The organism is Vibrio sp. 10N.286.49.E11, assembly GCF_041469505.1.
In the GTDB taxonomy this organism is placed as follows: Bacteria; Pseudomonadota; Gammaproteobacteria; order Enterobacterales; family Vibrionaceae; genus Vibrio; species Vibrio crassostreae_C.
In genome coordinates, this window is sequence record NZ_JBFRKQ010000005.1 from 1 (window position 1) to 24,454 (window position 24,454).

Consider the following 24,454-nt stretch of genomic DNA (forward strand, 5'->3'; position numbering starts at 1 on the left):
TCCAATTAGGAAACAAAGCCTCCCTGCTTTGAAGCTGATTTCTTCCGTCAGCAGATTTAAAGCTATATGTCTTATAACTGCTAAATTCTCACCGGCTTGCTCTCGACGTATCCGACATTCATCTTCTTTAAAACCAACGTCTAATCGCCAGTGCATCTGATGGTGAGTAGACCGCAGGAACTCCCCCTGCTGCCTCTCGCAAAACGGTACGTGAACCTCTCAGTTCATACCGCTTCCATTAGGCAAACGATCCTCTCATTCCATGCCTCCAATGGGCAAACAACCACGGATTCTGCTTAGCTATCCTTTCCAAGAACAGCGTTGCTCGAGTCTTATGGCGACGAAGTTTTTTGTATTTGCGTCTCGCCCACCTAATCAGAGCTTTGTTGATGTGTCTAAACACTGGGTATAGCGACGACCGATAGTACTTACCATAGTACCCAATCCAGCCATTTATCATTGGATTTAACCAACCTGATATCTGTGCGATGTTGAGATCTGTTCGGCTTCGTACCTTCAGCGTTTTAATTCTCCGCCTCATCGCTTTCAAAGCAACCTTACTCACCGCTGGCGTGAAGCTTACAAACATACTGTTTCGCTTGGTATTCTTCACTAATCGACGCCTGAATGTATATCCAAGAAAGTCGAAGCTTGTGTGTTCATGGTTGCCTTTTCGGCTTCCGTCTTTGCAGTAAACTATTTTGGTCTTTTCTGGATGCAACTCTAGACCACACTCAGCAAAGCGCTCTCTCAGTACCTCTAGCATGTGTTCGGCTTCTTCTTTGCTTTTGCAATGAACCAGCCCATCATCCGCATATCGACACCAAGGTATACCGCGGTAATGCTTGTGTAACCATTTATCGAAGACATAATGTAAAAAGAGATTGGCGAGAACAGGACTGATTACCCCTCCTTGAGGTGTTCCCATATCCCTTGCTTTCAACTCTCCATCTGGCATTTTCATCGGTGCTGTTAACCAACGTTTGATATATAACCTTACCCACTTTTCTGTGCAGTGTTTATCGACTGCTTTCATCAGTAGGTCGTGCGGTATTTTATCAAACAATGCCCTAATATCGAACTCAAGGCACCAGTCATAGTCCCAACACCGTCTTCGAGTTACACCTATAGCATCTAGAGCCGATTTCTTTGGTCTGTATCCATACGAATCTGGCAAGAAGTGCGGTTCTACTTGGGGTTCAAATGTCAGTTTGACCACCATCTGTGCGATGCGGTCACTGACGGTTGGTATACCAAGTATCCTCTCGCCTCCGGCTTTCTTTGGAATGGCTACAGCCAGTACTGGCGGAGGGAAGTAGGTTCCCGATGCCAATCGGTTCCAAATTTTATAGAGATTTCCTTTTAAGTTCCTGTCAAATTCGGCCAGTGTTTCATTATCAACCCCTGCCGCGCCTGCATTTGCTTTCACCAACTTGTATGCGTTGACTACTTGCCATTTTGAAATGTTGAATTGTTTTGTCTTAACCTCTGCCTCCTCCTGACTTATTGTCAGTTGGGCAGAACTTAACGACGGCCTAACGCTACCCCTTCGCTCCACAACCATTACAGCTGTTTCCTCACTACTACAGATAGCTCCGTCCCAGTGCTGTGCATCGGTACTCTAATACTCGCCAATTCAGTGGCTTGTATGTCTTCCTTAGGCATCACAACGACTGGTTCCCGCAGTTCCCAAAAAGAGCCTGATATAGATTCACGCCCACTATACGCCGGACACCGTCTATGCAGCATTCGGAGTTTACTCATAGACTTATCCCAAGAGATAGAAACGCCCTTGGTTTTGATGTCAATCTCTGGATTACGACGCGTCCACATGGGTTCGGGTTAACTCGTCTCTCTATATCGTACCTGCCGAACTTTCGTTCGCACTTTGACTCCAACGCTCATGACCATAGCTCTTAACTACAGCCACTTGGAGTGGTTTGAAGCCAGCTTCCGACAGCAGACTTCGGTGGGCCTACCACCATCTCTTCCTGAGCTTATGCCTTAAGTCATAGCATCTCCTTATGCTGCTAACTTCAGTGCCTGCGGCACACTTTCAATGCTCCAATGTGCTCGCGTGCTCTCTAGTAAAGCTTTAGCCGTTAGTTTTGCTGAGCTTATGTAGTGCTTGATTTGCATTGTTTCTGCTGGCTTATCACCTTCTTGACGAATTGAAACGACCATACCAATTGTGGAGAGTTCAGCCCAATCAAACGCTATATAGCCTAAGAAATCTGTATTGTGAACAACCATACTCAAACGCGTTTCTGTACGACCATGCCCTTTCTCTTGAGTGACGTATTTATCACCTTCAAAACTATTAACCATACTAGAATTAAACACTTGGCTAATCGCTTGCTCCAATCGTTTTTGATTACCTTTTACCGCTAAGAGATAATCTGCATCTTGAGCGACTATCTTTTCAGCTATATCCTTCTGGCATCCCATAGCATCAATAGTCACTAAACAACCTCGCAAGGAAAGCATTTCAAGCAGTTCAGGGATCGCTTTTATTTCATTGCTTTTATCCGCAGTCTTCACTTGTCCTAGTACAACTTGGTTTGCTGCACTAAAGGCACTAACCATATGGATTGCACCACAACGCTTGTCTTTGTTGTATGTGCCTCTGAGAGTTTTGCCGTCGATAGCAATCACTTCACCCTCTGTCGTCTCATGACAGTCTTTCATCCACGCAGTAAAGCATCGTTGCAGTTGCTTGGCGGAAATAAGATTGATAACTCGGGCAATGGTATCGTGTACTGGTATGCCTTGTTTGAAATCACCATACTGCCTAAGCCATTCCAAGTTATCTTCACCAAAATCTTCAATATCCTCCCAACCTTCAGCACCAGCAATCACTGCTGCAATTGTTAAGAAGATAATGTCGGTTAGCGTGTGCTCTATTTTCCAAGCTTGGCGAGGGTCTCGAATAACTGAAATATGGTCCAAAAGGCTTAATCCATTCATTATGGCTAAATATCTGCTGTTAAAAAACAGTATATGATCACACCTAAATCTGATCATCAAATCGATCTTGAATGTATTGAATTTGTTGTGACTTCAGTGTACAAATTAGTGGAAACATCACTTCACGCTACCCCTTATTCCATATGGGTTTTTCATGATCTTGCCCTGGGGTATTCCCTTTATGAATCAAACTCAGATTGTGAATTGATTAACAAAGGAAAGAGTTTACCGTTTGGAGGAGTAAAGGTTTATGGCAAGCATTTTCGATATGTCAGAATAAAAGCTAACGCTGAAAGCATTTTAGCATCCAAAGTGGTCTCAGATATTGTTCCATTCACGAGTGAATACATACAGAGCCTATTAGACAATCACTCGTAATTACCGCCTAAGCTCTTGTATCCTTAGCTCTAATCAAATAGAAATATAAAGGCCTTTGGCTATTTGGATGGCACACTTTCATATTGACACTCAAATTGGAAACTGAACTCGATAAATAATAAAAACCCATTAAATCAAACACTTAAAACTGGCACGTAACTTGATTGAATATCTAGACCTTCCATCACAAGGATGTAGATATGAGAATTACAACGTTAAGTTTGCTATTAAGTGCCCCTCTAGTCGCCAACGCAGCGCCATTCGATACCTGCCCTAGTCAAGCATACCTCTTTCAGTCGAAACCCGTTGAAGTTTGGGGTGTAAACCTAGTAACAGGTTCAACCACACTGTTAGAAGACGATACGGGTATGAATGCCAATATCAATGGTGTCGGTTTCGACTTTCAAGACAGATATATTTATGGCTATGACACCACCAACAAACGTTTAGTGCGTCTTGGTCAAGACTTCCAAGCAGAAGTTATCAATACCAGTGGCTTACCAACCGATCACACTTTCTATGTCGGCGACGTCTATGACCATGTTTACTACTTGTATCGTACAGGTAAGGGACTATTTACTGTTGACCTCTCTCCTTTAGACTCTGATCCGAATGCGACCGTCACGGTCAACAAAATCGCAGGCAGCCCTGCAACTGTAAAACTGACTGATTTTGCTTTCCATCCAAGTGATGGCTCTTTATATGGTATCGACAATAACTCGGGTGGCTTGTACAGCTTCAACCCTACAACTGGTGCCGAAACCTACATCGGAGACACCGGCGAGTTAGGTACGTTCGGTGCTGGCTATTTTGATGTCAACGGCTACTACTACGTATCTCGAAACCAAGACGGTAAAATTTACCGTATCAATCTGTCTCCAGACAACGCTGCCAATATCGCGGCAGGTATTGTTCCAGCCGTTGAATTTGTTTCGAATGGCCCAGCTTCTGGTCAAAACGATGGTGCTCGTTGTGCTAATGCACCTGTTGTTGATGAAGACTCAAACATCGACTTCGGTGATGCTCCAGATACCTATCTAACGTTATTAGCAAGTAACGGTCCTCGACATGAACTAGATGGCGTGACTTGGTTAGGTACAGACGCGCCCGACGCCGATCTTGACGGCTACGTAACACCGCAATCGGATGAAAGCGTGGGTATTGATGATGAGTGGGCGAACGGTGGTATCGGTTTTGTAACCGCACTTGAAGCTGGTCTTGATTCAAAAGTGGTGATTGAAGCTTCAACAACCGGTTACCTTTCAGCTTGGATAGACTGGAACCAAGATGGCAGCTTCGATGGCGCCAACGAGCAAGTGTTTACAGATTACGCGCTCGATGCTGGTGAAAACGATCTGTTCCTTAATGTTGATATCAACGCACTAACCGGTACTACGTGGGCTAGATTTAGATTCAGCCAACAAACCAACCTAAGTTATTTTGGCGGTTCAACCTCTGGTGAGGTGGTCGATATTCAAGTCGATGTCCTTAACGATGGTGCCACCGCTCGTTACTTCCCAAGTGCTTCTGGTTACGCAACGCTCGCGTACGAAGATAACTGGCCATATAAAGCCGACTACGACATGAACGATGCTGTTCTTATGTATCGCATTACCGAGATCCTTAAAGATGGAAAGGTCGTTAAATCCACCATCGACGGACGCTTAGCTGCTGTCGGGGCATCGTACAGAAATGGTTTTGCTGTTCGACTTCCTAACCTAGACCCGAGCTTGGTGAGTAGTGGTAGCTCTTACATGAAACACAACGGCGTATTCACTGACCTTGACCTAGAAGATGGACGTAGCGAAGCAATCTTTGTTATCGCCAATGACCTGACAGAAAAAATCAGCACTGGCTGTACCTTCTACCGCACCAGTAATGGATGTAAAGAAGATGAGCAGTTCTCGTTCCAAATTGGTATTACTTTAGCCGGTGACGGTGTGAGTACTGGCAGCTGGACCGATATGCCTTACGACCCGTTCATCTTCGCAACGCCTGGGTATTATCATGGTGAAAACCTACCTCTACATCCAGGACGCAGCTGGGAGGTTCACTTGCCAGACCAAGCTCCAACCGAAGCATTTGATACCACTAACCTCTTTGAAGCTGGTTTAGGCGTCGATGACAGTAATCCATCAACAGGTAAATACTTCAAAACAGTAGAAAACCACCCTTGGGCACTAATAGTGACTTCGGATGACGAATGGGAGTGGCCTTTAGAGTACGTCGATATTGTTACCGCTTACCCAGGGTTTAAAGAATACGCAGAATCCGGCGGTGAAACGAACCAAACATGGTACCAATCACCTGCAGACAACCAACGTTACGAACCATAAGGAGAGACGTTATGACTATTCACACTAAACAATATCGAGACAATCATTGCGTTGATTCAAGTCGCAATCTCTTTGAGGAAAAACGTATGTCTGTACAAAGCACTTGGAACATCAAGAAGTCACTAGCCGTTATTTTAGCTGCAGCGCCATTAGTATTAGCCGGCTGTGGAGGCGGCGGCGGTGGGGGCGGAAGTACATCTACGGCATCACCCTCGACACCTGCAACTCCGTCGAATCCGGTAACAGCAACGCCTTCGCCGTCTCCCGCGACAAGTGCGGTAGCAGCGCAGAGCTATACGATGAGTGATTTGGTGGTACCTGATGGATTTGACTACAACTCTGTTGAACAGTTTGATCTCAACATTGACATCAGCAGCATTTCGACAGACCGTTCTTTTGTGACCGTTTATAGCCGCTTTAGTACAAGAGATGACTCAACCTTGAAGCCGGATTACTCCAGCAAGGTCATTGCGGGCCCACTAGATAACGGTGTGTTCGCCTCCAACTTTGCAGCACCAGTAAACCATGACGCACTCTTGATAGAGATTTGGTTTTACGATGGTCAACCTCCATTACAACAAGTGGTTTCTAGCGGCGACTCTCAGATTGTCTGGCAGTAAATTGTTTAACAGCAGGTAACTTGTCGTTAGCGAGATCTCTGACGAAACAGAGTCAAAATGGATTGTTTGTAAGTAGGAAGTGAGCAGAAATGCTCACTTTTTTATTTTCGTCGAAGAGCAGTTAATTCAGCTTTCTTAGCGAGTAGCATTCACTTTACCACCAACCTCACTTATATTTTCAACATAACCTTCAAAGACTTACTCTCATGAAACAGTTAAAAATAGGTCTATTTATCTTAATGTGTGGCGTAGGCGTGTTAGTTGCCCTTGCCTATTTCCCGCTAACATCAGAGACGGGGCAACGTATTCAAGCCAAAGTAATTTCGAACACGCTTACTCAATCCTTAGATGGGCACAGGCGTTATCTGACGGTTCAGACAAAAGATAATGACGTATTTCGGCTCTCTATTGCTCCTACCACAGACTGCCCTATTGATTCTGTGGTCGCGCTTGATACATTAAACAATCAAATAACCGGACAAAGCAGTTATCAGTTCATCCACTGTCGAGCTGCACAGTAGCCATCGATGCAACAACGGTATTCGTAAAGCAACTGTATTCGCAAAAGCAACAGTAATCGCTCTACCACTGTATTCGCTAAAACAGTAAGAATCGCTAAAACAACAAGAATGGATATAACAATAATGAATCAGCCACTCATCTCACCACAACAACTTCAACAACGTTTGCTAGCAGAAGACAATATCATCATCCTCGACGCCAGCATCGAGTTTCAAATTCCAAGCGAGTCAGAAAAGATCAAAGGACAAATGATTCCTGGTGCTATTCGTTTTGACTACGACAAAGACTTTTGTAACAAGCACACTCTGCTTCCTCACATGTTTCCGAGCGAAAAACACTTCAACACTCGCGCAAAAGAAATTGGCATCAATCAAGACAGTACGATTGTGGTTTACGATAACTCCGGAACCTTCGCTTCTCCTCGTGCGTGGTGGATGTTTATGGCAATGGGACACAACGACGTATTCATCTTAGATGGCGGTTTGCCAGCTTGGATCGAAGCCGGTTACGCGACCGAGACTGACTATCGCACCGAAGTAAAAGCGGGCAATTTTGAAGGCCATATTCAAGACAACTACTTTGTCAGTGCTCAGCAGATTGAAGGTTACTCAACTGACAAGAGTGCAAACATTGTAGATGCTCGTTCTCAAGCTCGTTTCGATTCAGAAGTTCCTGAACCACGTGAAGGCTTGCGTAGTGGCCATATACCGAATTCTATTTGCCTACCATTTGCCCAAGTACTCAAAAACGGCAAGTTAAAGTCCCAAGAAGAGCTTATTGATATCTTTTCAACGCTAGAATTAACGCCTTCTCAACCTATGTTCTTTAGCTGTGGCTCTGGCGTAACAGCTTGCATCATATTATTAGCCGCTAAACTCGCTGGCTATAACGGTGAAATGGGTGTTTACGATGGTTCATGGACGGAATGGGGTGCTAACGACAAACTCCCTATCGCCGTGACTAAAAAGTAATTCAACTTCGCTTAATGCAACTATTAGAATATACTGCGCATGCATAAAGAGCTTACTGATAATGATGGCTCCACGTCTCATGAAGTAAGCCTCTATGTCGCAGTTAACGCTATGTTCATTTGAGACCAAGACTCGATTCACGCCGTTTGATTTGTAACCCACATCAACTTGCTAACCATAATTCGTGATTAATCATAAACTAATCGTTATCGACGTTATGAATACTAATTTTTCACTCAAGAATCTCTGCTCGTAGTCGTTACACTATTTAATCATTAATACTTTCATCATTGATGTTTGTATTTTTCGTTGCATGAATCGCGCTGACAACCCAATAGTTTGTCACTTGCAGTCTGTTAAAAGTAGTAACCAACAAAGGCACCTCATGGCTCTATTTAAGCAAAATATCTGGTCGCTGTACGCGTTTGTCGTACTACTGACCCTGATACTTTTCGCCGCGTTGGGAATAACAAACTGGAAAGCAAACAGAGACGACTTCATAGAGCAGCAACACATTCAGGTTGAGCTTTTTTCTAGCTCCGTCAACTCGCTGCTGACCAGTCAAGAAGCCTTGTTAGAAGTGGTTGGCCATCAACTGGCTCAACAGTCTGATTTCACACGTACTGCATCTATCCAGATTAGGCCAATATTAGACAAGCTACTTGAGACCCACCCTGCGATAGCAGCGTTTGGCTTGTTGAACACCGACGGTGATTACCTCTCGATTAGCTCAAATCTCGAACTTGCGAATCAAAGGAACTTGCTGCAATACGCGCCAACCAGAGGCTCCTTCCTAGACGCCCTATCAAGCAGTAGCATGGTGCTTGGCCGTACCTATTTTCAAGATTCGTTGAATAGCTTAGTCATCCCGCTGAGAAAATCCATTTCAATCGATGGCAAGAAAACCGATGCAGTAATGACCGCAGGGCTACGATTAGACGCAACGATCGTATTTGAAAATAATGCTCACGCCGGAAGTTTCAATACACTAAGCCTGATCAGAAAAGACAGCTATCGCCAGTTTTATTCAAGTGATATTGAATCTGAGAGTGCCTATTCCTCTCCAGTCGGCAAAGATGTCATACAGCGTATTGCAAGTATCTTTACCGACCACTTCGGAATTAGCGTACAAGAAGCGATGAATGGGCAAGAAACCTATTCTTTTGTCGTCGACGATGAAGAGTACCACTCTTTGATGAGCGCGAAATACATCCCAAACTACAAATTATGGGTGGTAGGACGTACGGATCTAACTCACGTCGATAGTATATTCATACAAGAGTTCAGCATTCTTTTCGTTGCCTTTATTTTTCTTCAGTTTGGTTTCTACTTTTTGGTTAAGTCGATTGCCAAGAATGAACAACGGACTCGTAGCCAACTCATTTATCAGGCGAACCATGACCCTTTAACCTCTCTGCCAAACCGTTTGTACATGCGTAGAAACATTGGTAAATGGATTGACGATGAGTCAGAGCCGTTTTCGCTGTTGTTTATCGATATCGATAACTTTAAATGCGTCAATGACACCCACGGGCATGACTTTGGAGATAAGGTTCTCAAACAGATCGCTTTGCGTTTGATGAGGTTCCGATCTCGCCTCAGCCTATTGGTACGTGAATCCAGTGATGAGTTTTTGTTCTTGACGCCCTTGTCGAATGAAGCTGAAATTAAACGACTCGCCAAGCGCATTATTGAAGTGCTTTCTCAACCTTATGAAGTTGAAAGCGCTCAGTTTTTGTTAGGTTGCAGCATCGGCGTAGCGCGTTTCCCAGAACACGGAAAAGATCTGGATAGCCTGTTACGTTCTGCCGATATTTCAATGTACAAAGCGAAACAGCAGCAAAACTCGTACAGTATTTTCACAACGGAAATGCAAGATGCTCATCTCTACAAAATGAAAGTAGAACAAAGGCTACGCATCGCTATCGAGAAACAAACGCTGTTCATGGTTTTCCAACCGCTGGTTCGTGCAAATGAAAGTATTCATGGTGTAGAAGCACTCGTGCGCTGGATTGATGAGGAATTGGGTTTTGTTCCGCCAGATGTCTTTATACCGATAGCAGAGAACACGGGTTTAATGCAAAAACTGGGGACTTTTATTATTGAGTCCAGCATTATGCAGATCGCCCACTTGCACCGAACAACAGAACAAAAGATCGGGCTGTCGATCAACATATCAGTGCGTCAGTTTTCTCATCAATCCTTCTCTGAGCACTTGTTCGCGACACTAGAAAAGTATCAACTCTCTCCTAGCTGTTTAACGCTAGAAATTACCGAGAGCTTGTTCATTGAAGATGTGACTTTGGTGAAACCGACTTTTGAAGCCCTCAAAGAGAAGAATATAAAGATCTCTTTAGATGATTTCGGGACAGGTTATTCATCACTAAGTATGTTGAAAGCACTGCCTATCGATGAACTTAAAATCGATAAGAGCTTTATTGAGAACATTGCTGTCGATCAGCAGTCACTCACCATGGTGCAAAACATCATCGCAATCGGTAAGAACTTCGGCATGGTGGTATTAGCAGAAGGCGTAAAATCAAACGAACACTTCGCAATTCTAAAGGCATGTGGATGTGACTTAATGCAAGGCTATTACTTCTCTCGCCCTATTCCTTATTATGAGCTGGCTACTCACCTAAACAAGAAAGTGACCGAGCACGCGGAATGTTCTGTTTAAGAACGCGAGTTAAATAGACGAGCTAAATAAGGTAGGCAGATAAACACCTACCTTATTTTCTAGGTATTTTCTGTTCAGTTATTTATTCATTTCACTTTTTATTCATTTCACTATGCATAACATCGATCAACTGCCCGGAAGGATCTCCTGATAATTCCCAAGTAAAAATGCCGCCTAGGTCTGATTTCTTCGCCCATTCTGCCTTTGCTTTAATAGAACGCTGATCTTCAAAAGATATGAATACTTTTTTATCTGGGTTCCACAAATAAGGTGCTTGAGCTTGCTCATCATACTTATACTCATAACCTTGTTTGTTGCTGTAGTTATTCATAAGATCCCAAAACATGAAGTAACCGTTTTCACCGGTACCAAACTGCGCCCCTTGTTCAGAAACTAGGTCACCTTTAGGCAGCTCTCCAGTAAAGTCTTTTGTCCCTTGCCAACCTCGACCATAAAAAGCCGCCCCGATCACGAGCTTCTCGCTAGGAATACCTTGCTCTATCATCTGATTAATGAAGACATCAGCTCCCATTCCCCACCAACTACGCTCGGTGGCATGTAAGTTTGTTGTGTGACCTGTTTGAGTTCCCCAGCCTCCGAGGAAGTCATACGTCATCGCAAACATGTTCGTCAGATATGGGCTAGCTGCGTTCCAGTCAATTTGAGCTGCCTTAGCACCAACACCGACAGCCGTTGAAAGCTCGTAATCTCTTTGAGTCGTCTTTGATAGAGCGTCCAAATCACTTCTGATTGTTTTTACTAAAAGAGTAAAAGCTTCACGCTCTAGCGCTTTTTGCTCATCCGTTAGTTTCGTCTCTGGGTTCCAAGGCGAAGTGGTTAAGCCGCCGCCTCCTGGGTATTCCCAATCAAGATCAATACCATCAAAGAAGTCGTATTTTTGGATCAATTCAACAGCAGTTTTTGAAAAGTGCGCAATGGCTTGAGGATCTTTCGCCATCGCATGGAAAGGTTCAGACATTGTCCACCCTCCAAATGAGGGCAAAATTTTGATATTTTGATTGTCGGCCTTCAGTTGAGCTAACTGGGCAAAGTGACCTTTATAGGCGACATCAACACCCACGTCTCCGAAATCGACTTCTAACGCAGCTTCTTTATCCACAATAATCGCGGTATATGGTTGTTTGTCTGCACATTGCTGCTGAATTTGTTTTTGGACGGGCTCACCAGCACCGCTATGAGGACCACACATGCTCAAGAAGGCGTAAATAATATGTGAGAGCTTGTCTGCAGGTATGTCGTCAACGGTATAAGGGTTGTCTTTATTCAGATATTGCCAATCCGCAAAATACCCTGCGACGACTTTATCATCGGCATGTACTGTAGGTGTGAGCATACAAACCGTGGCTATTGAGCTAAGCCCAAAGATAGAAATAGATTTAAAGATAGAACTTGATTGGTCACTGTTGCTAGAAATAGCGTGTGTGATAAATGACAGTTTCATAATTATCTCCTTTAGTGTGGCTTAACATTAAAGAGTGATAATTCTTTCAACCGCTGAACAAATTCACTATTCGAGTCATGTCTAATAGTTATCCCCCTTATTGCACTGGTTTCATCAGGGGAATTTCCATGATTACTCAAATAGTGAATTCAACGAAGCTTAAGTATCTTACGATTCACTGCTGTTTGGTTTATTCACGCTAAGTTGTTCGTCCAAGTTAAGTACCGTCAAAGCATTACTTACGCTGGTCGCTATCACATCGACCACACCGGTTCTTAGTGCGCCTAATAGAGCTAATGGCTTACTGTTCTCCGCTGCAATGGCAATGACTTCCGCTATTGGGCGAAATTCTTCCAAGGCCAAACCAATCACACGGTCACTCATTACTGTGTTTGCTGTTTTACCGTGAACATCGAAAAAGTCATAACCCGCAAAGTCACCGACGACACCTTGTAATAAACGAGATTGAACGACCTCACCCGCCGTAAACCAGCCTAAATCGACCATATAGCTGTTTTCACTCATATCACCGATACCGACTAAAGCGACATCGGCTTTTCGAGCGAGATCGAGTGTCTGCTTAACGGTGCTGTTTTCCATAAATGCGGTTTTTTGCGCTTTATTCTCGGCATAAGCCGGCGCGTATAAGGTTTCAGAAGATCCACCGTACTTTTTGGCTAGCTGCCTGCATATATGGTCGGCATTAAACATACCGCCTCTTGGGTGAATACCGCCGATACCACACACGAATTTGCAGTCTCGTGGCGTAATTACGCCAGTGTGGTGAGCAACAGACGATACGTTTCGCCCTTGCCCTACTGTCACCACCATACCGTTTTTCAGTGTACTGGTAAGATAGTTAGACACTAAACCGGCTACTTGGAGTCGTTGCTTCTCTTCATTCGGTTGGTCTAGTGCCACAAGCGCACGCTTTACACCAAATCGTTCGATCAAACGTTGCTCGATCTTCGCACTAAAGACAGGGTGGTATTTCACGGTGATCTCAACAATGCCCTCATCTCGGGCTTGCTTGAGCATTCGACCAACCTTTGCACGGGAGATAGAGTACTTTTTAGATATCTCTTCTTGCGTGGCACCATCTTGATAATAAGCAACCGCGACTTCAGTGAGGAGATCAGTGTTTTCTTCGGAAACATCTTGGATATTCTTACTCATATACCACTCAACCAATATTTAACAATTATTTTACCTGCTTGAAGAACAAATGTTCGATGCTTAAGCAAGTGATACACAAGTTTACACCCCGAACATATGTAACAGCAAGGTACATTTGCTCATTGTCATAACCATGGTTTTGTTGTTGATTAATTCACCTCACTTTGCTCGTTAAACGTTTGCTTGCATACCCCATGATTACTAGAGTGAAATATATTTGACTGAAGTCACCATACAGCACTATTTACCGTTGACTTTGGGGCTAGATCGGATAAATATGGCTACATCATTTACTCATCGAGCGATCAAATGTTCTGTGCGAATGTTCGTTCGGAGAAAAATTTAAATTAATGTAAGTTTGGCTCACTGGTACAACCATTGAGAACTTCATTAGTTAGCTTGCAAATGCCCACACCTCTCCCATTAATGAGGTGTTATGCGATACATAGGATGATCAAAATGAGCAATAAATTAGAGCAACTTCGTAAACTAACAACTGTTGTAGCTGACACTGGCGATATCGAAGCTATCAGCAAGTACACTCCTGAAGATGCAACAACTAACCCATCTCTAATTCTTAAAGCTGCTCAAATTGCTGAGTACGCTCCTCTAATCGATGCTTCTATCGAATACGCAAAAGCGCAAAGCGGTGATAAAGCACAGCAAGTTCAAGATACTTGCGACATGCTTAACGTGAACATCGGTAAAGAAATCCTAAAAGTTGTACCTGGCCGTATCTCTACTGAAGTAGATGCTCGTCTTTCTTACGACATGGAAGGCAGCGTTGCTAAAGCTCGTCAACTTATCAAAATGTACAACGACGCTGGTATCACTAACGACCGCATCCTTATCAAACTGGCTTCTACTTGGGAGGGCATCCGTGCTGCTGAAATCCTAGAGAAAGAAGGCATCAACTGTAACCTAACGCTTCTATTCTCTTTCGCTCAAGCTCGTGCTTGTGCTGAAGCTGGCGTATTCCTAATCTCTCCTTTCGTAGGTCGCATCATGGACTGGTACAAAGCGAAAGAAGGTCGTGATTTCGAAGCTTCAGAAGATCCAGGTGTAATCTCTGTTTCTGATATCTACAACTATTACAAAGACCACGGCTACAAAACTGTTGTTATGGGCGCAAGCTTCCGTAACATCGGCGAGATCCTTGAACTTGCTGGTTGTGACCGTCTAACTATCGCTCCGCAACTTCTAGCAGACCTAGAAGCAGCAGAAGGCGAAGTAGTAGAGAAGCTTATCGACTCTAACGGTACTAAAGAGCGTCCAGCAGCGATGACTCACGCTGAGTTCCTATGGGACCACAACCAAGATGCAATGGCTGTTGAGAAACTGGCTGAAGGCATCCGCAACTTCGCCGTTGACCAAGGCAAACTAGAAGACATGATCGCAGCTAAGCTGTAATCACTCTTACCAAATTCAAATAGGGGAACGTTCAGTTCCCCTACTTTTATCAATTTTGTTTTTCTTAATTTTTATTCGGAAGTTCTTATGAATCAATCTCCTCAAAACAGAAAGCATCTAGCTAACGCTATTCGTGCTCTAAGCATGGACGGCGTACAACAAGCAAACTCTGGTCACCCAGGCGCGCCTATGGGTATGGCAGACATCGCTGAAGTACTTTGGCGCTCTCACCTAAACCATAACCCAGCAAACCCAGAGTGGGCTGACCGCGACCGTTTTATCCTGTCTAACGGCCACGGCTCAATGCTGATTTACTCTCTGCTTCACCTAGCAGGTTACGAGCTTTCAATTGAAGATCTTAAAAACTTCCGTCAACTGCATTCTAAGACTCCAGGTCACCCAGAGTACGGCTACGCACCAGGCATCGAAACAACGACTGGTCCTCTAGGTCAAGGCATCACTAACGCTGTTGGTATGGCAATGGCAGAGAAAGCGCTAGCAGCACAGTTCAACAAAGAAGGCCACGACATCGTAGACCACTACACTTATGCATTCATGGGTGATGGCTGTCTGATGGAAGGTATTTCTCACGAAGCATGTTCTCTAGCAGGTACGCTTGGTCTTGGTAAGCTGGTTGCTTTCTGGGATGACAACGGTATCTCTATCGATGGCGAAGTTGAAGGTTGGTTCTCTGACGATACACCTAAGCGTTTCGAAGCTTACGGCTGGCACGTAATCCCAGCGGTAGATGGTCACGATTCTGACGCTATCAACGCAGCGATTGAAGCGGCTAAAGCAGACCCTCGCCCTACTCTAATCTGCACTAAAACAGTGATTGGCTTTGGTTCTCCAAACAAAGCAGGTACGCACGACTGTCACGGTGCTCCACTAGGCGCTGAAGAAATTGCAGCAACACGTAAAGAATTAGGTTGGGAGCACGGTCCTTTTGAAATTCCGTCGGGAGTTTACTCAGAGTGGGATGCGAAAGAAGCAGGCGCAGCTAAGGAAGCAGCGTGGAACGAGAAACTTGCAGCTTATGAAGCAGCATACCCTGAGCTGGCAGCTGAATTCAAACGCCGCGTAAACGGTGACCTACCAGCTGAGTGGGAAGAGAAAGCATCGGCAATCATCGCTGATCTTCAAGCTAACCCAGCAAACATCGCATCACGTAAAGCATCTCAAAATGCTCTAGAAGCGTTCGGTGCTATGCTACCAGAATTCATGGGCGGCTCTGCTGACCTTGCGCCTTCTAACCTAACTATGTGGTCTGGTTCTAAGTCTCTTGAAGCGAACGACTTCTCTGGTAACTACATCCATTACGGTGTACGTGAATTCGGTATGACGGCTATCATGAACGGTATCGCTCTACACGGTGGTTTCGTACCATACGGCGCAACGTTCCTAATGTTCATGGAATACGCGCGTAACGCTATGCGTATGGCTGCTCTGATGAAAACTCAGAACATCCAAGTTTACACGCATGACTCTATCGGTCTTGGCGAAGATGGTCCAACTCACCAACCAGTTGAGCAAATCGCTTCTCTACGTCTAACTCCAAACATGAGCACATGGCGCCCATGTGACCAAGTTGAGTCTGCTGTTGCTTGGAAACTAGCAATCGAGCGTAAAGATGGTCCTTCTGCACTTATCTTCTCTCGTCAAAACCTTGCACAACAAGATCGTGACGCTGAGCAAGTAGCAAACATCGCTAAGGGTGGTTACATCCTGAAAGATTGTGAAGGCAAGCCAGAGCTTATCCTTATCGCAACGGGTTCTGAAGTTGAGCTAGCGGTTAACGCTGCTGCTGAGCTAACGGCTGAAGGTAAGAAAGTACGCGTAGTTTCTATGCCTGCTACTGATGCGTTCGACAAACAAGACGCGCAGTACCGTGAGTCTGTACTTCCATCTGACGTAACGGCACGTATCGCTGTAGAAGCTGGCATCGCTGACTTCTGGTACAAGTACGTTGGTTTCGGTGGCAAGATCATCGGTATGACAACGTTTGGCGAATCTGCACCTGCAGGTGAGCTATTCAAGATGTTCGGTTTCACTACTGAAAACGTAGTAAACACAGCGAAAGAGCTTCTAGCTTAATCTTGAATACATTGTCTCGCCCTTCAATGGGTTGATGCATACAGAAAGCCCCGCATGAAAATGCGGGGCTTTTTTTGTCTTTTCTCTCATTCGGATTAAATCTAACGGCTATTTTTCTTCGAAACGCTTTGCCAGTTGGTAGAACTCATTGACTCGTTCTTTTAGCTCTGTGGAGTGGTCTTTCACAGAATGCGTTGCCACTAAGTTTTGTTCTGCGGTCGAGGCGATAGACTGCATATGCAGATTGACTTCACTCGACAGCTCACTTTGCTTATGAGCAGAACTTTCAACAGACTGCATGAGTTCATTCATGGATTGCATTAGGTTTTCGACTTCCGACAAGCGCTCTGCACTCACCTTCGCAACATCACCACATGCGTCCGTTTGCTTACGGTTCGCCAGAATATCTTTTTGCCACCCTTCAATCGTCGTTAGCATGGTATCGATGCTCTCTTTGATCTGAACCGTAGCCTTTGAGGTTCGACCCGACAATGCACGGACTTCGTCGGCAACAACGGCAAAGCCTCGTCCTTGCTCGCCCGCTCTCGCCGCTTCAATCGCAGCGTTCAGGGCCAACAAGTTGGTTTGTTCGGCGATTCCACCAATCTCTTCCATTATCTTGCTTACGCTCTGCGCTTGATCGCTCAGTTGGTAAGTCGTTTGAGTCGCCTTTTCAGCCTGAGAAGCTAGGCTCTCTAAGTTTTGATGAGTTTGATTAATGCTTTCTTTAGCGCCAGCACAGGTTTGCAAAGTCACATCAACAATCTGGTGCGCTTCTTCTGTGCGAGAAGAGACCTCATTGGCGGTGACTTCAACCTCTTCAGTCGCCTCTCGTACTTGAAGAATGTCTTTTGTTTGTTGATCTAAGGCTTCTGATACTTCAAATGACGTCGCATTTAGGTTGTCAGCCAAATCTTGTAACGGCTTGGCTGAGTCTGTCATGCGACCTAATACGGTGTGGATTCTTGCAGACAATAGTTTTAAGTGAAAATCGGCAATAGAGAACTGACTATTACCTGAATAAACAAGACGACTAACACTATCGAATTTAGATTGCAGCTTTTTCAACTGCAGTGGAGTATCAATCAGCTCTTGTCGGAAAAGCAGTGCTAATACCGAAACAGGAAGTAGGCTCAACAACCATTGTGATACTTGCCCTACTTCAATGAGATTTGAAATTAACGGCGCAGCCAAAGAGCCTAGCAACACGGCGTAACGAACACTGTCACTGATCTTTAATGACCATTGGCGACCCGACTTTTCAGCCTTCATGAGGCCTTGGTAAGCCTTATCTGCAACTTGTATCCATTCATTCTTTGGCTTAACACGAACAGATTGGTAGCCACTCACCTTACCATTGTCGTAAATTGGAGTTACATAAGCATCGACCCAGTAAAACCGACCAGATTTGGTTTTGTTTTTTACGATGCCACGCCAAGCTTTACCTTGCTTTAGGTTAACCCACATATCAGCAAAAGCGGCTTTCGGCATATCGTTATGCCTTACGATATTGTGGTGTTGCCCTAGCAATTCTTGTTGGCTGTATTCCGCTATGCGAAAGATTTGGTAAATATCCCCTCGATCACGCTCCATTTCCACGAACACAACCAAAGTCATCTTACTGCCGGTCAGTTCTGGATTAATGATGGACACACCACCGACAATCACGCCCTCTTCTCTCAACCGTTTCACTCGCTTTAAGCAAGCAGGCGGTGACAACCCGACCAGCTCTGCTATTGTTAAATTTCACGTCATTTAAACACTGAAAGTTACTCTCAATACCCTAATTATTGATATTTTGAGTAAAAATAATTTGAGCATGGGTATTTACTAATGACTCAGTTATTACATGCGTATTTTAAAACACCGATAATAAAAAATCATCTTATTAGTTAGAACCCAACGCCTTGTATAAAGCGCCCTCCAGAATAATAACCACGACCTAATCAATGTTATTAAACATCCAAACTATCAACTATTCATTCAACAAAACCCATTAAATAACTGACAATAGAATAAATAACACTCCTTATTTTATATTAACTCTAAATGTTGAAACCGGAACGAATAATTAATTGTAATAATTATCCATTTGATTGGTAAATCTTATAAATATATTTTGTTACATAATCAAAACTGATGGCTTGATATAATAATGTCACACAAAACAATGGCTTTAATGGTTCTAATTTTTTCCTCACTGTCACAGGCTTCCACTATTGAGAACGACGAACTATTGCTGAAGTCATTGATTAAAAAAGGTGTTATCTGTTCAGGCTTAACCTATGAGGAAAATCAAGAAGCTTTGCGTATCTATCTCAACGCTAAAAAAGTGAAGAGCACTCCGTTTGATTCAAAAAATAGAAAAGAGACAACCAATACAAAAGAGATAGAAGGTAAAAAACATACAACAAACACACGTCAGTTAAATAAGACACCACAAGAGTGTATTAGGCCAAACTCGGACAACAGATCCGAATAAGGCAAGTTGATACTGATATCGACATGGAAATATAAAAAGGAAATATAATGAAAATGATGAGAAAAACATTGTTGGCTTCAGCAATGCTTACTCTATTTAGCGTCAGTGGTTATGCAAAAACACCTATTGATTTAGGCGTAGTTAATGAAGACAAACTCATTGATATGCTAGTTAGACAAGGCTTAGTCGACCAAGATGCAACCGATGCGGCAAAGCGCGATGCGCTTGACCGTTACTTGAAAAATAAAATCAATTCCGGTTTCAAAGGCGATGCTCAATTCGGAAAAAAAGCACTTGAGCAACGCGCAAAAATACTCAAAGCCATAGAAAAAGGGTCTGGCGTTAAAAAAGCGAGTGTCTTTGCTTTAGAAGTCGGCACCAAGCGCACCGATAAAGTACTCGCTCTATTGGTCGATTTCCCTGATTTGAACTGGGATGACAACAAGTTGACCGAAGAGCACACGCAGATGCTCTACGAGAGCTACAACCCTGAACATTATCAAGAGTTGTTGTTTTCAAATTCTGGCTACACAGGGCCAAATGGCGAAAACCTAATCTCGATGCGCCAATATTACCAAAGCGAATCAGGCGACAGTTACAGCGTTTCAGGTCAAGCGGCAGGTTGGTATCGCGCCTCTAAGCCTGCGTCATTCTATGGTGGCAACTCCCCTACCACCGACAACGACCTAAACGCCCAAGAACTGGTTCGTGAAGCGCTGAATCAACTGGCTCAAGATCCGAGTATCAACCTTGCCGATTACGACATCGAAGATCGTTACGATTACGACGGTGACGGAAATTTCCGCGAACCCGATGGTGTGATTGACCACCTGATGGTGTTTCATGCATCGGTAGGCGAAGAAGCCGGTGGTGGCGTGTTAGGCCCTGATGCGATTTGGTCTCACCGATTCAACCTTGGTCGCACTCATGTACTGGAAGGTACTTCTAGCTCGCTTCCAGATCGATTTGGTGGCCAATACGCGGCGTTCGATTACACCATTCAACCGATTGATGCGGCTGCAGGTGTTTGTGCCCACGAATATGGCCATGATTTAGGCTTGCCAGACGAGTATGACACGCAATACACAGGCAGAGGCGAACCGGTTTCTTACTGGTCAATCATGTCTTCGGGCAGTTGGGCTGGTCAAATTGGTGGTACACAACCAACGGCATTCAGCTCTTGGGCAAAACACTTCCTACAGAAATCGATTGGCGGACGTTGGGTTAACGATGATCAGCTCTCGATTGATGACCTAGAAGACAATCCACAAGTGTATACGCTGTTCCAAACAACGGATAACAGTCGTCCTAACATGATCAAAGTGGATCTTCCTGAAAAGCAGATTGAAAGTCTGAAACCCTTTGAGGGCGAGTATTCATTCCACTCTCAAAAAGGCGATGATCTGAAAAACAGTATGACTCGCAAGTTGATGATCCCAGCGGGTGATTCTGCACTGCTGTCTTTCAAAACTTGGTATGAGATTGAAAAAGACTACGACTTTGCGCGCGTGCTAATCAACGGACAAGCCATTGCAGGAAACATTACCTCAATGGACGATCCATACAACACGGACCTCGTTCCTGCTATTGGCGGCGAATCTGGCGGATGGGTCGACGCTGAGTTCGACGTTTCACAATGGGCAGGCCAAGAAGTGGAACTGTCTTTTGAATACATCACCGATGGCGGCTTAGCAATGGAAGGCTTCTATTTAGATAACCTTGCTGTTGTTGTCGATGGTGAAGTGACCTCAATAGACGATGGTGAAAGCAACTCCACCTTCGCCCTTAATGGTTACAAGCTGAGTAATGGATTCCATCAAGCGCAGCACTACTATCTATTGCAATGGCGCAGCCACATGGATGTTGATGAAGGCCTAGCGAACATCAAACGCATGGGACAACTGATGTCATTCGACCCTGGCTTGATCATTTGGTACGTCGACGAATCACTAACCGACAACTGGGTAGGTAAACACCCTGGTGAAGGTTGGTTAGGCGTGGTCGATGCAGACCAAAATGCCATGGTGTGGGCAAACTCTGGTGAAGCGGCTCAAACACGCTACCAAGTTCGAGACGCAGCGTTTTCACTCAAAGATCATACTCCAATGCGTCTTGTAAACAGCGACAACGATGTACTCGAAGATACCAGTTTGGTTGGCAATGCTAGCTTCTCGGATGACCAAGATTACACATCGCCTCAAGCACCAGATTCAGGACGCATCCTGACGGAGTTTGGTTTAGCGGTCGATATTGTGAATCAGAGTGATAACAACGAATACGGTGTGGTTCGCTTATCTAAAGTAAGCCAACACAACATCGTTCCTACTGCGAACTTCGAGCTTAATGTGACTGGTCTGACTGTTTCTGCAAACAACTTCAGCTCAGACCAAGACGGTGAGATCGCCCGTTACCTATGGGACTTTGGGAACGGCACAACAAGTAACGAAGTGGCACCAACTTGGTCTTACGAGCAAGCGGGCGAATACACGGTGAACTTGACTGTTGTCGACGACAAAGGCGCTACCGCTTCATTTAGCTCCGTAGTGAGTGTTGAATCTCCAAACGCACTTCCAGAAGCGAGCGCGAAGTACATTCACTTGGGCCGCTGGGTAACCATGTGGTCTACAAGTTCAGACAGCGATGGTCGTATTGTTGATACCGAGTGGACACTTCCAAACGGAAAGGTGAAACGAGGTCGCACATTCACGTCAATCTTCCCTTCATACGGAAAGCACGAGGTGACACTGAAGATAATCGATGACCAAGGTGGGATTACCACTAAGACAATTTTGGTCGACCTGTAAATCATCGCTGGCTCTGTCATGCGTATTTACAACACAAGCTTAAGTACTGTTGTCACAGGATATAAGCCACGACAGCAGTTTTAAGAAAACGTTATTATTTAAGCCGTAAGCAAAGGCCCTACCGATTTGGTAGGGCTTTTTATTGGTCGCAGTTCGAGATACTAGGGTTTTAATCACAGTAACAAATTTACTGAACCACCATTCGATGAGCCATTACACAGGCTGCTTTTGAATACGCGATTTACGAGCACTGAATGCGAACAGCAAGATAACAGCTAACACGAATGGTAATACGTAGATATTGAGGTTCTGCCACCCTGCTGTCGATTCTAGCCAGCCAGAGAGCATCGCTGTAATCGTCACACAGCCAAAGACAATAAATTCATTAAACGCTTGTGCCTTAGCTTTATTCTGCGATTGGTAGGACTGACTAAACAAACCTGTTGCCGCGATAAACATAAAGTTCCAACCGACACCAAGCACAACTAGAGCCGCTCTGAAGTGCCAGATAGATTCGCCATGAATGTTAATCGCGATACAGACGACGAACAGAACCCCGCCTGCCAAGATCATCATTCTTGAGCCAAACTTCTCGATAAGTGAACCAGTAAAGAATGCAGGAACAAACATCCCCAATACGTGCCACTCAATGACGCCCGCTGCTTTGGTAAAGTCAAAGCCACAACCAATCATTGCCAATGGCGTTGCTGTCATCAGGATATTCATCACCGCATAAGCGACCATGGCAGCAAACACTGCGCCAATAAAGTTAGGCGCTTTTACTATCACACTGAGAGGATCGGATTTAGGTGCCTGACTATTAAAAGAGACTTTTGGAAACTGAATTGTTTGTAAGATGAGTAACGCAAGAATGTTCAATCCAATCAAAGAAGCAAAAGCACCAATGTACAAGCCATCTTGCGACCACTGTTGCGACATAATCGCCAAATTTGGTCCTAATACCGCGGCTAAAACGCCACCAGCCATCGAGATAGAGATCGCTCGGTGACGGGCATTTTCATCACACACCTCGATTGCAGCAAAACGATAAAGCGTGCCAAAACCTATGCCTATCCCAAGTAAGAACGTAGCGAAACAAAACAGATAGAAATTTTGCTGAGACAGTGCGTAGGTGGCAAGACTAGCTCCTGTAATGCCAACCACATTACCAATGCTAAATCCTCTCTTTCTCCCTAACTTGCCTGAAATTAAAGATGCTGGAATAGTGGCTGCCATTAGACCCAAAAACTGCAGTGCAACCGGCAAGGTGATCATGCTGACACTGGGTGCAATCTGCTTACCGATCAAACCAATCACAGAGATCAGTAATATGTTACCCGTCATCAACAAGGCCTGACACAGTGAAAGCAGCCAAACATTTCTATTCATCTTCGTTCCTAAATATGAGCACAGTTGGTCAATAGACCAAAAATTCAACAAAGTCGCAACACTTTGTTACTCATAGCAACTCTACAAAGCGACCAATAGACCAATATAAAGTGCTACCACCACATGACTTTGATTAGCGTTACTTAAGACGCTAGAGTTGAAATTATCATTACTTAAGATAATAATAATTTTCTGTTATTTATTGGCTTTGTTATTTATAGGCTTTAGTATTTGAAGGTGAGTATGATTAATCCACTTTGGCTCAATACGTTTAAGACTCTGGTTGAAGTTGGCCATTTCACCCAAACGGCAGAAAAGTTGTATATGACACAACCTGGAGTCAGCCAACACATCAAGAAGCTTGAACAAGCTTGTAATTGTGACCTGCTATCTCGAGAAAACAAGAGCTTCGAACTGACCGAACAGGGTCGGATTATGTATCGCTATGCGATCAAACTAGAGAAAGACCAAGAAGATCTTTTTGAGTCTCTGAGTTTTGATAACCCTTATGCTGGGCAATGTCACTTGTCTTGCTCTGGCTCACTCTCTTTGCGTCTGTATCCCAAGCTTCTTGAACTTCAACAGCAACACCAAGAGCTCAGCATTAACTTAGAAGCCGCTCCAAACAAAAAGATATTGAATGACCTAAGCGAAGGCACTACCGATATCGGCATTGTTAGGCATTCCCCGAACGACAGCTACTACCAAAGCCAAGTCATCGGCAAAGAAGCACTGTGTCTTATTGTTCACCACAGCCTTGCTGATTTAGAGATAACGCCGCAAGTATTGAATGACATTGGCCTGATTGCCCACCCAGATTCTGCACACTATCTGTCTTTGTATTTCGACCTTTGCGGAGATAAAGACTTAGCGAACATCAACGTTAATGAGATACCAAGATCTGGCTACATCAATCAGCTTCACCAGATCTTGCTACCCGTATCAAAAGGATTAGGTTTTACCGTGTTACCGGCTGGCGCGGTTGAACACTTCCCAGATAGAGACAAGCTACACGTTGTGCCGCCAAAGGTAGAAGTTGAGGAAACGTTGTATCTGGTTCAAAAACGAAACCGAAAACTGCCGCACCGATACGATACGGTTGTTGAATTGATCAAACAGAATGTGAGTGGTTAGTTCGGTATAGAGTAAGCGTGTCATGAACA

At 44.4% G+C, this 24,454-nt stretch carries 15 protein-coding genes and 2 pseudogenes; 10 read left to right on the forward strand and 7 right to left on the reverse strand.

The features are described from left to right. Nucleotides 1-238: 238 nt before the first annotated feature. From ltrA to AB4167_RS01515, 3 genes and pseudogenes are all read right to left on the reverse strand, one after another. On the reverse strand, nucleotides 239-1,564 hold the full coding sequence (ltrA, locus tag AB4167_RS01505; protein WP_136983002.1) for a group II intron reverse transcriptase/maturase: 1,326 nt from the start codon (nucleotides 1,562-1,564) through the stop codon (nucleotides 239-241). After that, on the reverse strand, nucleotides 1,564-1,764 hold the full coding sequence (locus AB4167_RS01510) for a hypothetical protein (protein ID WP_241815097.1): 201 nt from the start codon (nucleotides 1,762-1,764) through the stop codon (nucleotides 1,564-1,566). The genes ltrA and AB4167_RS01510 overlap by 1 nt, the downstream gene beginning before the upstream one ends. A gap of 291 nt (nucleotides 1,765-2,055) precedes the next feature. Next, a pseudogene (locus AB4167_RS01515) lies at nucleotides 2,056-2,967 on the reverse strand (ISAs1 family transposase); the annotation flags it as partial. 578 nt (nucleotides 2,968-3,545) lie between these two features. Here AB4167_RS01515 and AB4167_RS01520 point away from each other — a divergent pair. From AB4167_RS01520 to AB4167_RS01540, 5 genes are all read left to right on the forward strand, one after another. Beyond that, nucleotides 3,546-5,681: an LruC domain-containing protein gene (locus AB4167_RS01520; protein ID WP_372136018.1), complete on the forward strand. Its 2,136-nt coding sequence runs from the start codon at nucleotides 3,546-3,548 to the stop codon at nucleotides 5,679-5,681. An 11-nt stretch (nucleotides 5,682-5,692) separates the two neighbouring features. Continuing rightward, on the forward strand, nucleotides 5,693-6,301 hold the full coding sequence (locus AB4167_RS01525; RefSeq protein WP_372136019.1) for a hypothetical protein: 609 nt from the start codon (nucleotides 5,693-5,695) through the stop codon (nucleotides 6,299-6,301). Nucleotides 6,302-6,507: 206 nt separating this feature from the next. After that, nucleotides 6,508-6,822, forward strand: a complete 315-nt coding sequence (locus AB4167_RS01530) for a hypothetical protein (RefSeq protein ID WP_017061706.1) — start codon at nucleotides 6,508-6,510, stop codon at nucleotides 6,820-6,822. Nucleotides 6,823-6,945: 123 nt separating this feature from the next. Further along, nucleotides 6,946-7,794, forward strand: coding sequence for a sulfurtransferase (locus AB4167_RS01535; protein WP_017065718.1), 849 nt, complete (start codon nucleotides 6,946-6,948; stop codon nucleotides 7,792-7,794). Nucleotides 7,795-8,179: 385 nt separating this feature from the next. Next, complete coding sequence (locus tag AB4167_RS01540) at nucleotides 8,180-10,474, forward strand: putative bifunctional diguanylate cyclase/phosphodiesterase (protein WP_372136020.1); 2,295 nt, start codon at nucleotides 8,180-8,182, stop codon at nucleotides 10,472-10,474. A 91-nt stretch (nucleotides 10,475-10,565) separates the two neighbouring features. Here the strand turns inward: AB4167_RS01540 and AB4167_RS01545 are convergent, their stop codons facing one another. Further along, a complete protein-coding gene (locus AB4167_RS01545) occupies nucleotides 10,566-11,936 on the reverse strand; it encodes a glycoside hydrolase family 18 protein (protein ID WP_372136021.1) in 1,371 nt (456 codons plus the stop codon). A gap of 168 nt (nucleotides 11,937-12,104) precedes the next feature. Beyond that, nucleotides 12,105-13,112, reverse strand: coding sequence for a sugar-binding transcriptional regulator (locus AB4167_RS01550; RefSeq protein ID WP_017061711.1), 1,008 nt, complete (start codon nucleotides 13,110-13,112; stop codon nucleotides 12,105-12,107). 459 nt (nucleotides 13,113-13,571) lie between these two features. Here AB4167_RS01550 and tal point away from each other — a divergent pair, with 459 nt between their 5' ends. Next, nucleotides 13,572-14,522, forward strand: a complete 951-nt coding sequence (gene tal / locus AB4167_RS01555) for a transaldolase (protein WP_009845571.1) — start codon at nucleotides 13,572-13,574, stop codon at nucleotides 14,520-14,522. Nucleotides 14,523-14,609: 87 nt separating this feature from the next. Further along, a complete protein-coding gene (gene tkt / locus AB4167_RS01560) occupies nucleotides 14,610-16,616 on the forward strand; it encodes a transketolase (protein WP_372136022.1) in 2,007 nt (668 codons plus the stop codon). 108 nt (nucleotides 16,617-16,724) lie between these two features. On the opposite strand, the pseudogene AB4167_RS01565 reads toward tkt, so the two are convergent. Further along, a pseudogene (locus tag AB4167_RS01565) lies at nucleotides 16,725-18,173 on the reverse strand (methyl-accepting chemotaxis protein); the annotation flags it as partial. Between the two features lie 598 nt (nucleotides 18,174-18,771). Here AB4167_RS01565 and AB4167_RS01570 point away from each other — a divergent pair. Both AB4167_RS01570 and AB4167_RS01575 read left to right on the forward strand, forming a co-directional pair. After that, nucleotides 18,772-19,098: a hypothetical protein gene (locus AB4167_RS01570; protein WP_017061888.1), complete on the forward strand. Its 327-nt coding sequence runs from the start codon at nucleotides 18,772-18,774 to the stop codon at nucleotides 19,096-19,098. A gap of 47 nt (nucleotides 19,099-19,145) precedes the next feature. Further along, the gene (locus AB4167_RS01575; RefSeq protein WP_372136023.1) at nucleotides 19,146-21,902 is read left to right on the forward strand and encodes an immune inhibitor A domain-containing protein; all 2,757 of its coding nucleotides are present in this window, start codon (nucleotides 19,146-19,148) and stop codon (nucleotides 21,900-21,902) included. Nucleotides 21,903-22,115: 213 nt separating this feature from the next. Here the strand turns inward: AB4167_RS01575 and AB4167_RS01580 are convergent, their stop codons facing one another. Further along, nucleotides 22,116-23,291 (reverse strand): MFS transporter, encoded by a 1,176-nt coding sequence (locus AB4167_RS01580; protein WP_017064421.1) that lies wholly within the window; start codon nucleotides 23,289-23,291, stop codon nucleotides 22,116-22,118. Between the two features lie 243 nt (nucleotides 23,292-23,534). On the opposite strand from AB4167_RS01580, the gene AB4167_RS01585 reads away from it, so the two are divergent. Next, nucleotides 23,535-24,425, forward strand: a complete 891-nt coding sequence (locus AB4167_RS01585) for a LysR family transcriptional regulator (protein ID WP_102428994.1) — start codon at nucleotides 23,535-23,537, stop codon at nucleotides 24,423-24,425. Nucleotides 24,426-24,454 lie beyond the last annotated feature (29 nt).